Raw genomic sequence first — 12,479 nt, 5'->3', positions numbered from 1 at the left:
CAACCCGTCGTGCCAGCCATTCCATTCCTCATGGTGAGCTTGTCGAACCACGCACAACGCTACTGCCACGAAGTCACCGTGTGCCGCGCTCAAGAAACGAGGCCCGCGCAACCTTAAGGGTCAATTCAAACCGGGCGCGGGCCTTTCCGTTTCAGCGTAGTTCCTTGCGCAGGATCTTGCCGACATTGGATTTCGGCAGATCGTCGCGGAACTCGATATATTTCGGGCGCTTGTAGCCGGTGAGGTTCTCCTTGCAGAACTTCTTGAGATCCTCTTCCGTCAGGTTCGCGTCCTTGCGGACCACGAAGAGCTTCGGCACCTCGCCTGAATGCTCGTCCTCGACGCCGACAATCGCTGCTTCCAGAACACCCGGGTGATTGGCGATCACGTCTTCCACCTCGTTGGGGAAGACCTTGAAGCCGGAGACGACGATCATGTCCTTCTTGCGGTCGACGATGGTGACCTGGCCGGTCTCATCCATCGTGCCCATGTCGCCGGAGCGGAAAAAGCCGTCCTCGGTCATGACCTTTGCGGTTTCGTCCGGCCGGTTCCAGTAGCCTGCCATCACCTGCGGGCCACGAATGCAGATCTCGCCGACCTTGCCAAAGGGCAGGTTCTTGCCCTTGTCGTCACGGATGACGACGTCGGTGGACGAAATCGGATAGCCGATCGTGCCGGTGAACTCCTTCGCCGCAAAGCTGTTCACCGTGGCCACGGGCGAGGTTTCCGAGAGACCATAGCCCTGCGAGATCACGCAGCCAGTGAGCTTCTGCCAGCGCTCGGCGACCGCGCGCTGCACCGCCATGCCGCCGCCGAAGGTGACGAGCAGGCTCTTGAAGGGAAGCTTGCAGAAATCCTCATTGTTCAGGAGCGCATTAAACAGCGTGTTGAGCCCCGGGAAAATGTGGAAGTCGTATTTCTGCAGCTCCTTCACGAAGGCAGGAATGTCGCGCGGATTGGGGATCAGCACATTGTTGCCACCGAGCTTCATGCCCATCAGCGCGTTCACCGTGAGCGCGTAGATGTGATAGAGCGGCAGGGCGCAGATCAGCACCGGCGCACCGGGCTTCGGTTTGCCGATATAAGCGCTGCGGAACCAGAGTTCGTTCTGGATCACATTGGCCAGCACATTGCTGTGCAACAGCGTTGCGCCCTTGGAAACGCCGGTCGTGCCACCCGTATATTGCAGGAAGGCATTGTCCGACAGCGCGATCTCCACCGGCCTGAACCCATGGGACGCGCCCTTCTTGACCGCCTCCCTGAAGGACACATGCCCCGGCAGAGACCAGGCGGGCACCATTTTCTTGACCCGGCGCACCACGAAATTGACGATGTGGCCCTTGAGCCCCAGAAGCTCGCCCATCGAGGCAACGACCACGTGCTTCACCGAAGTCTTCGAGGCGACGGCCTCGAGCGTGTGGGCGAAGTTTTCCAGAATGACGATGGCCTCCGCACCCGCATCGTTGAGCTGGTGTTCCAGCTCTCGCGGCGTGTAGAGCGGATTGACATTGACCACCACGTAGCCGGCCCGCAGAACCGCCATCATGGCGACGGGATATTGCAGGACATTGGGCATCATCAGGGCAACGCGCGCGCCGCGCTCAAGCCCGAGCGACTGCAGATAGCCCGCGAAGTGCCGCGACATCTCCTCAAGGTCGCGGTAGCTGAGCGATTTGCCCATGCAGGTGAAAGCGGGGCGGTCGCCATAGGTCTTGCAGGCGTCCACGAGCAATTCGCCAAGCGAATTGTTGGGGAAGTCTCCCATCTCTGCGGGAATGCCCTCGGGATAATGCTCCACCCACGGCCGGGCGATCCCGGCCTTGCGGGACGCCTGGGCTTTTTTCGGCGCAGCCTTGCCGGCAGAAGTCGCCGACTTCTTCGATGAACCGGCTGCGGATTTCGCGGCCGGCTTCTTCGCCGCGGTCGATGCCGCCTTTTTGGCCACCGTCTTGCCGCCCGTTCCGCCCTTTGCGGTGCGCGCGGTTTTCTCTTCACCCTTGGCGGGCGTCTTTGCGCTTTTTGCCAACTGCTCCTCCCAGAAAGAAAAACCAGCTATAACGTTTACGTTCACGTAACACCAAACGCAACACAAACCGTCATACGACGATTGGGCAAGCGCGCGGCATCATGACGATCTCCCCTCAAAAGGGGAGTGTATGGCGACAGTACGGGGTTTCACAAGTGCGATTGCGCCTCCCCGCTGGCGTGGGGGATCTGAAGATCGCCCTGTTCCCCATTCACGGTTGCTTTGCGAACTTCAAATCCGAAAACCACGCAGAAAACATGAATTTGCCTGTGTTCGGGTCGAATCCGGGATGCGCACGGCACCTCCCGATAGAGGGGCCGGATTTCGAACCGCGGACACTGGTGCGATGACACCATAAAGTGTGCTCTACATCACTGCCCGTAGCCTGCGTGTCCTTCCAGAAAAGCCAGTTCCTCCGGGCTGCTGTCCCGGCCCAGAACACGGTTGCGATGCGGAAAGCGCCCAAAGCGGGCCACGATATCCCGATGTTCGATCGCGTATTTCAGAGCCTCTTCCTGGCCGAGCGACTTGAACAGCATGACGGCGCGCTCCTGATCGGCCAGCACTTCCGAATGCATGAACGGCATATAGAGGAACTGGCGCTCGCGCTCGCTCATTCCCTCATCGAGGCCCTTGTCGACCGCATGGCTGGCAACCCGCATGGCGAGCTCATCCGAGGCGAAAGCGCCCGGCTGGCGGCGGTGGATGTTGCGCGGGAACTGATCGAGCACGATGACAGCGGCAAGAGCTGCCCCGGGTTCGGTGAAAACGCTTTCCGGCAGATCTTTCACCAACCGCTCGTGGAGCGGGGAAAACCGCTCGCGGATCAGAGTGTCCGTCTCCTCACTCACCGCAAACCATTCCCTGGGTGTCAGCGTCTCGAACCAGAAGTCCAGAACCTCCTGCTGCCAGTTATCGCTCATGCGTTCTTCTCCTCGAAACGTCGACACTGTTGCGGATATGGTTTCTCTCATAGCCATACTACAAGAGCGCGAATGGAGTTTTGTTGCATCCATTAACTCGGATTCGACAAATAATTGCATTTAAGGCGGTAAAGTGTTCGAGGGAGTTCCCTCCCTATTCGAACTTTGCTTATATGCCAGCTTCCAGGGCCTCGGGAGTGGGCCCATGTGAGAATCAGGGAGACCTCAATGAAAAACAAACTGACCTTCGCGGCTGCGCTGCTGGCCGCCACGGTGCTGAGCGGCGCGGCAGGCGCAAAGACGCTTGTCTATTGCTCGGAAGGAAGCCCGGAAGGCTTCGACCCGGCGCTCTATACCGCGGGCACCACATTCGACGCATCGTCGAAGCCGGTCTACAACCGCCTTGTCCAGTTCGAGCCGGGCACAACCAAGACCATCCCGGGCCTGGCAGAGAGCTGGGAGATTTCGGACGACGGTCTCGAGGTCACCTTCAAGCTGCGTGAGGGTGTGAAGTTCCACACCACGGACTTCTTCACGCCGAGCCGCGACTTCAACGCCGACGACGTGCTGTTCTCCTTCAACCGTCAGCTTCAGGAAGACCATCCTTATCACGCCTATGTGGAAGGTGCTTCGTGGGAGTATTTCAACGGCATGTCCATGCCGGACCTCGTGAAGTCCATCGAGAAGGTGGACGATTACACGGTGAAGTTCGTGCTGAACCGTCCGGAAGCGCCGTTCATTGCCAACCTGGCCATGGACTTCGCCTCCATCTTCTCGAAGGAATACGCCGACAAGCTCGCCGAAGGCGGCAATCTTTCGGATCTGAACCAGAAGCCGGTCGGCACCGGCCCCTTCCAGTTCGTGGCTTACCAGCCTGACGCCGTGATCCGCTACAAGGCGCATCCGGACTACTGGAACGGCAAGCAGCCGATCGACGATCTGGTCTTCGCCATCACCACCGAGGCATCCGTGCGCCAGCAGAAGCTGATCGCCGGCGAGTGCCACATCACGCCTTACCCGAACCCGGCCGACATCGAGAGCCTGAAGGCGAACGATGCGCTGAAGGTTGACGAGCAGGAGGGCCTGAACGTCGGTTACCTCGCTTACAACACCAAGGTTGCCCCGTTCGACAACGCGAAGGTCCGCAAGGCGCTGAACATGGCGATCAACAAGGAAGCCATTCTCGACGCCGTGTTCCAGGGCGCCGGTCAGGCAGCCAAGAACCCGATCCCGCCGACAATGTGGTCGTATAACGACGCGGTCGAGGACGATGCCTACGATCCGGAAGCAGCCAAGAAGATGCTTGAGGAAGCAGGCGTGAGCGACCTTTCCATGAAGGTCTGGGCGATGCCGGTGCAGCGTCCCTACAACCCGAATGCGCGCCGCATGGCCGAGCTGATCCAGGAGGATTTCTCCAAGGTCGGCGTCAAGGTCGAGATCGTCTCCTATGAATGGGGCGAGTACCTTGAGCGCTCCAAGGCGGAAGACCGCGATGGCGCGGTGCTGCTTGGCTGGACCGGCGACAATGGCGACCCGGACAACTTCCTCGCCGTTCTGCTCGGCTGTGACGGTGTCGGCGGCTCCAACCGCGCCCAGTGGTGCAATGAGGAGTTCGAGGGTCTGATTCAGAAGGCCAAGACGCTCTCTTCGCAGGAGGAGCGTACAAAACTCTACGAAGAGGCCCAGGTGGTCTTCAAGCGTGAGGCTCCGTGGGCAACCATCGCTCACTCGGTCGTCCACATGCCGATGCGCAAGGAAGTGACCGGCTACAAGATGGACCCGCTTGGCGGCCACGCCTTTGAAGGCGTCGATATCGCCGAATAGGCCCCTTCACCAGAAACAGGAACCGGCGGCGGCGCGAGCTGTCGCCGGTCGTGTATTAGATGTTCCGTTTCTTTCTCTCCAGGCTGGCGCTGTTGATCCCCACCTTCATCGGGGTGTCCATCGTCGCCTTTTCCTTCATTCGCCTTCTGCCGGGCGATCCGATCATGCTTCTGGCCGGCGAGCGCGGCATGAGCGAGGAGCGCTACCAGCAGCTCCAGGCGCTCTATGGCTTCGACCAGCCGCTGTTCGTGCAATATTTCAACTACATGACGGACCTGCTGCAGGGTGATTTCGGCACATCCATCGTCACCAAGAGGCCGGTGCTTCAAGAATTCCTGACGCTGTTTCCGGCGACGATCGAGCTCTCACTGTGCGCGATCATCGTGGCGGTTGCGATTGGCGTGCCGCTCGGCGTTATCGCGGCCGTCCGGCGCGGTTCGTGGCTCGACCAGACCGTGATGGGCGCGGCCCTTGTCGGCTATTCCATGCCGATCTTCTGGTGGGGCCTGCTCCTGATCATCCTGTTCTCCGGCATTCTTGGCTGGACACCGGTGTCCGGCCGCATTTCGCTGCTTTATTTCTTCCCGCCGGTCACCGGCTTCATGCTGATCGACAGTCTTCTGTCGGGCCAGGCGGGCGCGTTCAAATCGGCGCTTTCGCATCTCATCCTGCCGACCGTCGTGCTGGCCACAATCCCGCTTGCGGTGATCGCCCGCCAGACGCGCTCGGCCATGCTTGAGGTGCTGGGCGAAGATTATGTGCGCACGGCGCGCTCCAAGGGCCTGCCGCCGCGCCGGGTGATCGGCCTCCATGCGCTGCGCAACGCGCTCATCCCCGTGGTGACCACGATCGGCCTCCAGGTGGGCGTGCTGCTGGCCGGCGCGATCCTCACCGAGACGATCTTCTCCTGGCCGGGCATCGGCAAGTGGATGGTCGACAGCGTGTTCAAGCGCGATTATGCGGTGGTGCAGGGCGGGCTTCTGCTCATTGCCGCCATCATCATGATCGTGAACCTGATCGTGGACGTTCTCTACGGTCTGATCAATCCGAGAATCAGGCACTGACCATGAGCTCGACAAACACAAAAGATCCGAATGCCGCCGTCGGCCTCGAAGGCGGCACGGTCATCGCGGTCACGCGGCGCGCCCGCCTTGCGGAGTTCTGGTACTATTTCAGCCAGAACCGTGGCGCCGTGATCGGCCTTTACGTTTTCCTCGCAATCGTGGTCATCGCGCTTCTTGCGCCCGTGATCGCCCCGCACAGCCCGAGCCTGCAGAACCGCGGCTTCTTCCTTCTGCCTCCGGTCTGGCAGGAAGGCGGCAACTGGTCGTTCATTCTCGGCACCGATGCGGTGGGACGAGACGTGCTCTCACGCCTGATCTACGGCGCGCGCTTCTCGCTCTTCATCGGCGTGGTGGTGGTCTCGGTCGCCGTCTCCGTCGGCATTCTGGTCGGCCTCATCGCCGGTTATTTCCGCGGCGCGATCGATACGGTCATCATGCGCGTGATGGACATCATCCTCGCTTTTCCGTCGCTGCTTCTGGCGCTGGTTCTGGTCGCCATTCTGGGGCCAGGCCTCGTCAACGCGATGATCGCCATCGCGCTCGTGCAGCAGCCGCACTATGTGCGCCTGACGCGCGCTGCCGTGATGTCGGAGAAGGGACGCGACTATGTGACGGCGGCACGCGTTGCCGGCGCGAGCAATATAAGACTGATGTTCAAGACCATCCTGCCGAACTGCACCGCACCGCTGATCGTGCAGGCGGCGCTCTCCTTCTCGACCGCGATCCTCGATGCGGCGGCCCTCGGCTTCCTCGGCATGGGCGCACAGCCGCCCACACCCGAATGGGGCACGATGCTGGCCGAAGCGCGTGAGTTCATCCTGCGTGCGTGGTGGGTCGTCACCTTCCCCGGTCTCGCCATCCTGATCACCGTTCTTGCCATCAACCTGATGGGCGACGGTCTTCGCGATGCGCTCGATCCCAAGCTGAAGAGGTCGTGACATGAGTGATGCTCTTCTCGACATCCGCAATCTGAGCGTCGAATTCGAGACGGCGGGCGGCACGCTGCGCGCGGTGGATGGCGTTTCGCTGTCCGTGGAGGCGCGCGAGGTTCTGGCCATTGTCGGCGAATCGGGCTCGGGAAAATCCGTGTCCATGCTGGCGGTGATGGGGCTTCTGCCCTGGACCGCCAAGGTGACGGCGGATGCCATGACCTTTCAGGGCCGCGACATCCTCAATCTGTCGCCATCCGAACGGCGCAAGATCGTCGGCAAGGACATTGCCATGATCTTCCAGGAGCCAATCGCCAGCCTCAACCCGTGCTTCACCGTCGGTTTCCAGATCGACGAGACGCTGAAGATGCACACCGACCTTTCGGCGCGCCAGCGGCGCGACCGGACGGTGGAGCTCTTCGAGGCGGTGGGCCTGCCCAATGCGGCCGACCGGGTGAGTGCCTATCCGCACCAGATGTCGGGCGGCCAGTGCCAGCGCGTGATGATCGCCATGGCGATTGCCTGCAATCCCAAGCTCCTGATCGCCGACGAGCCGACAACCGCGCTCGACGTGACGATCCAGAAGCAGATTCTCGATCTTCTGGTGTCGATCCAGGCCGAGAAGAACATGGGTATGATCATGATCACCCATGACATGGGCGTGGTGGCGGAAACGGCCGACCGTGTGATCGTGCAGTACAAGGGAAAGAAGATGGAGGAGGCCGACGTGCTTTCGCTCTTCGAAAAGCCCCAGCACCCCTATACCAAGGCGCTGCTTTCGGCCCTGCCGGAGAACGCAACGGGCGACCGCCTGCCGACCGTCTCCGACTTCGTGTTCGATGAAGCGCCGCAGACAGGAGCCCGCCCATGAGCGAGATCGTCCTGGAGACGCGCGGCATTACCCGCGACTATCACATCGGTGGCGGCTTTTTTGGCAAGGGCCGCACCATCAATGCTCTGAAAGGCATCGACCTGAAGGTCGAGAAGGGCAAGACGCTGGCCATCGTCGGCGAATCGGGCTGCGGGAAATCCACGCTTGCCCGAATCATGACGATGATCGATGCCCCCACCTCCGGCGAGCTGCTGATCGACAGGAAACCGGTCGAGATCGGCAAGAAGGGTGTGGATTCGGAAATGCGCCGCAAGGTGCAGATCGTCTTCCAGAACCCGTATGGCTCGCTGAACCCGCGCCAGAAGATCGGCGATGTGCTGATGGAGCCGCTGATCATCAACGAGAACGTTCCGGTGAAGGAACGGCGCGAACGCGCCATGGAAATGCTCCTGAAGGTCGGTCTGCAGGCCGAGCACTTCAATCGCTATCCGCACATGTTCTCGGGCGGCCAACGCCAGCGCATCGCCATCGCGCGCGCGCTGATGCTGAGACCGCGCCTGCTGGTGCTGGACGAACCGGTTTCCGCGCTCGATCTCTCGGTGCAGGCGCAGGTGCTGAACCTTCTGGCGGATCTGCAGGAAGAGTTCGGCCTCACCTATGTCTTCATCAGCCATGACCTTTCGGTGGTGCGCTATATCGCCGACGAGGTGATGGTGATGTATTTCGGTGAAGCGGTCGAATACGGGACCCGGGATGCGGTGTTCTCCGACCCGCAGCACGCGTACACGCGAACGCTTTTTGCCGCGACGCCGCGCGCCGACGTGGACAGCATCAGGAAGAGGCTGGCGGACAAGGCTGCGTAGAGCCCGAGTCTTTTACCTGACGGTGTGAACCGTGCCTCGCGGCATGGCCATGTGGGAAACGTCATCCCGGGAGCCCGAAGGGCTGTCCGGGACCCATTGGAAGACTGTCATGGAGCGCGGCCCGGATCTGCTTCGGGCGCGTGTTGGACCATGGCACCTTCTGCCGAAATCGGCCACGCCTCTCAATGGGTCCCGGCTCGCGCTACGCCTGGCCGGGATGACGAAGGCGGATAGATCGCGCCAACCCCGCGTTCGATCACCCCTCTTTGGGCAGCGCATAACCGGCCTTTTCCGCCCAACGCACATGCTCGGCTGCCTTTTCCAGAAGCCATGCGCGCATGGCCACTGCCGAAGGGCTGACCGGCCCTCGCGATACGGAGGACAGGTAATAGCTGTTGCGGCCTGCGACGGAAGGGCCGCACGGACACACCAGCCGACCGTCGCGCAGCATGGCAGCCGCCGAGACATCATCGCCAAGGGCAACGCCGAGCCCGCGCGCCGCAGCCTCGAGACAAAGCTGCGTGCGGTGGAAGATGAGATGGCCCGATGCGGCGCTGAGGCTCGTGCCCTGCCGCCGCAGGAGCTCGTCCCATGTGTTCACGCCGCGATCGTAGATCAGCTTGTTGGCGATCAGCCCGCGGCTTCGCACATGCTCGGCGCGCTCCGGCGCGCAGACAGGAAAGATCGTGAAATCCAGAAACGGCTCGCGCGTGAACCCCGGCACATCGAGCCGGCCCCAGGTGAGCGCCAGGTCGGTGTCGGGTGCGATGGTGCGCGGCGGCTCGGGGTAGGAGCGCAGTTCAAGCTCGATGCCAAGGTCCTCCAGCACTTCGTCGGTCAGAAGCGGCATGAGCCATAGAGCCGCGAGATCAGAGTCCGATTCCAGGACGACGCGGCCTTTGGCGTTGCGCGTGGCACGCGTGCCCGTGTCGAGCGAAATCAGCATCAGAGCATCGGCGACAATCTCTGCGTAACGCGCGCCACCCGGCGTGAGTGCAACCTGCCGGTGTCGGCGCTCGAACAATGGCATGCCGAGCTCGGCTTCGAGATTCTTGATGTATCGGCTGACCGACGCATGGGTGACGCCGAGCTCTGCAGCGGCGCGCGAAAAGCTCTGATGCCGGGCTGCCGCGTCGAATGCCCTGACGGCGTTGAGATTGGGCAGGCGATGTCGCATGGGTCAGCGTAACATAAACGCACACAACGGGAAGAATAATTTCTATTGTGTAAAGCGGCCGTAGACCCCAAATAGGAACTGTAGCGATGGGTTGACCGGTCAAACCCGGCGGCACATCGCAGCAGACTCTCTACATTGCCAACCCTCTCAAGGAGGTTCTGATGTCACACTACACGGTGGGCGTTGGTTCCAGCCCTGAATTGCAGCGCTATGCGCGGCAGGCGAACAAGGCCCGTTCCACGGTTCTGAAGCACGCCCTGACCGCAATTGGTACGCGGATCGGGCACATCTGGCGCAAGCCGACCGGCACACCGCCAATTGGTGGAGCAGACCCGGTTTGACATTGTCAGGAAAGAGCGCCGAAACGCTTCTGGAACACCAAAGATAAGGGCCGGACCCGAAAGCGGATCCGGCCCTTATTGCATCTGGACTTCCGCTTCGATCACACCACCATGACCGGGCAATTGGCAAGGCTCGTGACCTTGTGGGACACGCTGCCCAGAAGATAGCCTTCCAGATCGCCAAGACCGCGGCTGCCGAGCACGATCAGGTCCACCTCACGCTCCTTGGCGAATTTCACGATGGTGCGTGCCGGCTGGCCGTTCTTCACGAAGGCACGCGGGCTTTCGGCACCCATTTCCACTGCCGCCTTCTTGGCGGCATCGGCGATTTCCTTGGCGTGCTCGCGCATGGCGTCGTCGAGGTTCTGCGGGTCATCGGGCCGCACCATGGACATGGACGCCTCAAGCAGGCTGTGATGCCGGAATACAGTCAGCATCAAGAGTTCAGCGCCAGTGGTCTTCTGCATCTTGACGCCCATTTCAAGCGCCTTCAGCGAATTTTCCGAGCCATCGACCGGGACAAGGATCTTTTTGAACATTGGGCGTCTCCTAATCGAATGCCAGGCTGGGCAGGAACAGCGCGATCTGCGGAATGAAGATCAGCGCAGCCGAAACGCCGAGCAGGATGAGCGTGAACGGAGGAATGCCCCGTATCACATCCATATAGGGTCGCTTGAAGATGGCTATGGCCGTGAAGATGTCACACCCGAACGGTGGCGTGGCGGAGCCGATGGCCACCTGCAGCGTGATGATCGTGCCGACGAGAACCTTGTCGAGGCCAACCGAATCCACCACCGGCGCGAAGATCGGCACCAGAACGAGGATCACCACGATCGGATCGACGAACATGCAGCCGACGAAGAAGGCGATCGAGATGACGGCGAGCACCATTTTCGGGCCCATTTCATCAATGCCGATGGCGCCGAGAATCTGCTGCGGGATCTGCGCGAAGGAGATCACCCAGGAGAAGGCTGTGCCGGCAGCGACGAGAATGAACACAACGGCGGTGATGAGGCCGGTGGACTTGGAGATCTTGTAGATGTCGGCCACGCTCAGCGAGCGGAAGATCACCAGCTCCAGGAACAGCGCATAGGCCACGCAGATGGCCGCCGCCTCGGTGGGGCTGACAATGCCGCCATAGATGCCGCCAACGATGATGACCGGGAAGAACAGTGGCCAGATGGCCGCGCGCACAGCAGCCACACGCTCGCCCCAGGGTGCTTTCGGCTCGGTCGGCACGCCCTTCACGATCGCATAGACGATGCAATAGGCGGAGAAGAGAACCAGCAGCAGAAGCCCCGGCCCGATGCCGGCGATGAACAGCTCGGCAATCGACGTCTTGGAGACGACGCCATAGATGATCATGCCGATGGATGGCGGGATCAGGAAGGCGATGTCACTCGCGTTGATGATGAGCGCCAGAACGAAGGAATCGTTATAGCCGGCCTTGAGCATGCGCGGGCGCAGCGGCGAGCCGACCGCGACCACCGTGGCCTGTGTCGAGCCAGACACCGCGCCGAACAACGTGCAGGCGGTCGCGGTGGAGACGGCAAGGCCGCCCTTGATGTGGCCAATAAACTTCATGACCATGTCGATCAGACGATCGGCGGACTGGCCGCGCGTCATGATGTCGGCGGCGAGGATGAACATGGGCACCGCGATGAGCGAGGCCGGGCGAATGCCCGCCAGCATCTGCTGAACCATGAAGTCCATACGGTCGAAACCGCCGAAAAGACCGTAAAAACCGTAGGCCGCGCCCAAGATGAGCGGAATCATCATCGGGAAGCCGAACAGCAGCAGCACGATCATGATGGTGGAAATTTTGAGTGTCATGGTCGTGGCCCCGCTCAGATCTCGATTTCATCTTCCTCATACCCCTCCAGCACATGGGTGGAGAGATAGATGTCTTTCTGGACGACGTTCTTCAGCGCGGTGAGCGCATATTGCACACCGGTGATGAAGAACCCGACGGGGACCCAGAGATAGATCCAGTAGACGGGGATCTGCATGGCCGAAAGAACACGGCCGGACTTGGCCACCTTGGCGATGTAGCCGACGGCGAAATAGCAGAGCGCGAACATGGTGAGCGCGGTGATCACCGTGATGACAATCATCAGCACCTTGCGGGTTTTCGGCGGCAAGGCGTCGTAGAGCGCCGACATGCGGATGTGACGGCCGTGACGCGCGGCATAACCGATGCCGGCGAAAGTGATCAGGATGATGAGGATGCGGTTGAGCTCCTCGGAAAAGAAGATCGTGCTGCCGATGGCGCGGCTGATCACATTGGCGATTGTGTTGACCGCCATGAGCATGACGCCAAGCGCAAGCATGACCGATTCTATGCGACTGATGGCATTGTCGAACATGCCGATCACGCCGGGCAGTGTGGATTCGTAGTGTTCGCTGTGCGGTTCAGATTTCTGGTCTTCACTGCCCATCTTCATTCCCCTCAATGAGATGACGGAACCCCGCGACCGGAAAGGGTCGCAGGGTCCAGCTT

Annotated in this window: 12 protein-coding genes; 6 read left to right on the top strand and 6 right to left on the bottom strand. The window is 61.2% G+C overall.

Annotated features, from left to right (window positions below; all coding sequences use genetic code 11):
- Positions 1 to 151 precede the first annotated feature (151 nt).
- Positions 152 to 2,026 carry a long-chain-fatty-acid--CoA ligase gene (locus KUG85_RS15215; RefSeq protein ID WP_223005797.1) on the bottom strand — a complete coding sequence of 625 codons (1,875 nt, stop codon included), beginning with the start codon at positions 2,024 to 2,026 and terminating at the stop codon, positions 152 to 154.
- Between the two features lie 371 nt (positions 2,027 to 2,397).
- On the bottom strand, positions 2,398 to 2,949 hold the full coding sequence (locus KUG85_RS15210) for a DUF924 family protein (protein WP_065816606.1): 552 nt from the start codon (positions 2,947 to 2,949) through the stop codon (positions 2,398 to 2,400).
- 228 nt (positions 2,950 to 3,177) lie between these two features.
- On the opposite strand from KUG85_RS15210, the gene KUG85_RS15205 reads away from it, so the two are divergent.
- From KUG85_RS15205 to KUG85_RS15185, 5 genes are read left to right on the top strand one after another with little or no spacing between them, the layout of a single operon-like run.
- The gene (locus KUG85_RS15205) at positions 3,178 to 4,773 is read left to right on the top strand and encodes an ABC transporter substrate-binding protein (protein WP_223005796.1); all 1,596 of its coding nucleotides are present in this window, start codon (positions 3,178 to 3,180) and stop codon (positions 4,771 to 4,773) included.
- A 59-nt stretch (positions 4,774 to 4,832) separates the two neighbouring features.
- On the top strand, positions 4,833 to 5,837 hold the full coding sequence (locus KUG85_RS15200; protein WP_223005795.1) for an ABC transporter permease subunit: 1,005 nt from the start codon (positions 4,833 to 4,835) through the stop codon (positions 5,835 to 5,837).
- A gap of 2 nt (positions 5,838 to 5,839) precedes the next feature.
- On the top strand, positions 5,840 to 6,775 hold the full coding sequence (locus tag KUG85_RS15195) for an ABC transporter permease subunit (RefSeq protein ID WP_255606423.1): 936 nt from the start codon (positions 5,840 to 5,842) through the stop codon (positions 6,773 to 6,775).
- A gap of 1 nt (position 6,776) precedes the next feature.
- A complete protein-coding gene (locus tag KUG85_RS15190; protein ID WP_223005794.1) occupies positions 6,777 to 7,637 on the top strand; it encodes an ABC transporter ATP-binding protein in 861 nt (286 codons plus the stop codon).
- On the top strand, positions 7,634 to 8,461 hold the full coding sequence (locus tag KUG85_RS15185; protein WP_223005793.1) for a dipeptide ABC transporter ATP-binding protein: 828 nt from the start codon (positions 7,634 to 7,636) through the stop codon (positions 8,459 to 8,461). The genes KUG85_RS15190 and KUG85_RS15185 overlap by 4 nt, the downstream gene beginning before the upstream one ends.
- 256 nt (positions 8,462 to 8,717) lie before the next feature.
- On the opposite strand, the gene KUG85_RS15180 is transcribed toward KUG85_RS15185, so the two are convergent.
- Positions 8,718 to 9,638, bottom strand: coding sequence for a LysR family transcriptional regulator (locus KUG85_RS15180; protein WP_065816611.1), 921 nt, complete (start codon positions 9,636 to 9,638; stop codon positions 8,718 to 8,720).
- Positions 9,639 to 9,799: 161 nt separating this feature from the next.
- On the opposite strand from KUG85_RS15180, the gene KUG85_RS15175 reads away from it, so the two are divergent.
- Positions 9,800 to 9,979, top strand: coding sequence for a hypothetical protein (locus tag KUG85_RS15175; protein ID WP_040665184.1), 180 nt, complete (start codon positions 9,800 to 9,802; stop codon positions 9,977 to 9,979).
- 101 nt (positions 9,980 to 10,080) lie between these two features.
- Here KUG85_RS15175 and KUG85_RS15170 read toward each other — a convergent pair whose 3' ends face one another.
- Genes KUG85_RS15170 through KUG85_RS15160 form a run of 3 tightly spaced genes read right to left on the bottom strand, consistent with a single transcriptional unit; the run spans position 10,081 to position 12,423 of the window.
- The gene (locus tag KUG85_RS15170) at positions 10,081 to 10,518 is read right to left on the bottom strand and encodes a universal stress protein (RefSeq protein WP_223005792.1); all 438 of its coding nucleotides are present in this window, start codon (positions 10,516 to 10,518) and stop codon (positions 10,081 to 10,083) included.
- A 10-nt stretch (positions 10,519 to 10,528) separates the two neighbouring features.
- Positions 10,529 to 11,812, bottom strand: coding sequence for a TRAP transporter large permease (locus KUG85_RS15165; RefSeq protein ID WP_223005791.1), 1,284 nt, complete (start codon positions 11,810 to 11,812; stop codon positions 10,529 to 10,531).
- A gap of 14 nt (positions 11,813 to 11,826) precedes the next feature.
- Entirely contained in the window at positions 11,827 to 12,423 is a 597-nt protein-coding gene (locus tag KUG85_RS15160) for a TRAP transporter small permease (RefSeq protein ID WP_223005790.1), read from the bottom strand.
- Between the last annotated feature and the right edge of the window lie 56 nt (positions 12,424 to 12,479).

The sequence above is a fragment of the Nitratireductor rhodophyticola genome (assembly GCF_019891355.1).
Classification (GTDB): Bacteria; Pseudomonadota; Alphaproteobacteria; order Rhizobiales; family Rhizobiaceae; genus Nitratireductor; species Nitratireductor rhodophyticola.
The sequence above is the reverse complement of the archived record's forward strand: the minus strand, read 5'-3'. Positions and strand labels throughout refer to the sequence as shown.

Excerpts from the sequence above, each read along its gene's own strand:
- KUG85_RS15210 (WP_065816606.1), bottom strand. The coding sequence starts at position 2,949 with ATGAGCGATAACTGGCAGCAGGAGGTTCTGGACTTCTGGTTCGAGACG.
- KUG85_RS15205 (WP_223005796.1), top strand. The coding sequence starts at position 3,178 with ATGAAAAACAAACTGACCTTCGCGGCTGCGCTGCTGGCCGCCACGGTG.
- KUG85_RS15200 (WP_223005795.1), top strand. The coding sequence starts at position 4,833 with ATGTTCCGTTTCTTTCTCTCCAGGCTGGCGCTGTTGATCCCCACCTTC.
- KUG85_RS15195 (WP_255606423.1), top strand. The coding sequence starts at position 5,840 with ATGAGCTCGACAAACACAAAAGATCCGAATGCCGCCGTCGGCCTCGAA.
- KUG85_RS15190 (WP_223005794.1), top strand. The coding sequence starts at position 6,777 with ATGAGTGATGCTCTTCTCGACATCCGCAATCTGAGCGTCGAATTCGAG.
- KUG85_RS15185 (WP_223005793.1), top strand. The coding sequence starts at position 7,634 with ATGAGCGAGATCGTCCTGGAGACGCGCGGCATTACCCGCGACTATCAC.
- KUG85_RS15180 (WP_065816611.1), bottom strand. The coding sequence starts at position 9,638 with ATGCGACATCGCCTGCCCAATCTCAACGCCGTCAGGGCATTCGACGCG.
- KUG85_RS15175 (WP_040665184.1), top strand. The coding sequence starts at position 9,800 with ATGTCACACTACACGGTGGGCGTTGGTTCCAGCCCTGAATTGCAGCGC.
- KUG85_RS15170 (WP_223005792.1), bottom strand. The coding sequence starts at position 10,518 with ATGTTCAAAAAGATCCTTGTCCCGGTCGATGGCTCGGAAAATTCGCTG.
- KUG85_RS15165 (WP_223005791.1), bottom strand. The coding sequence starts at position 11,812 with ATGACACTCAAAATTTCCACCATCATGATCGTGCTGCTGCTGTTCGGC.
- KUG85_RS15160 (WP_223005790.1), bottom strand. The coding sequence starts at position 12,423 with ATGAAGATGGGCAGTGAAGACCAGAAATCTGAACCGCACAGCGAACAC.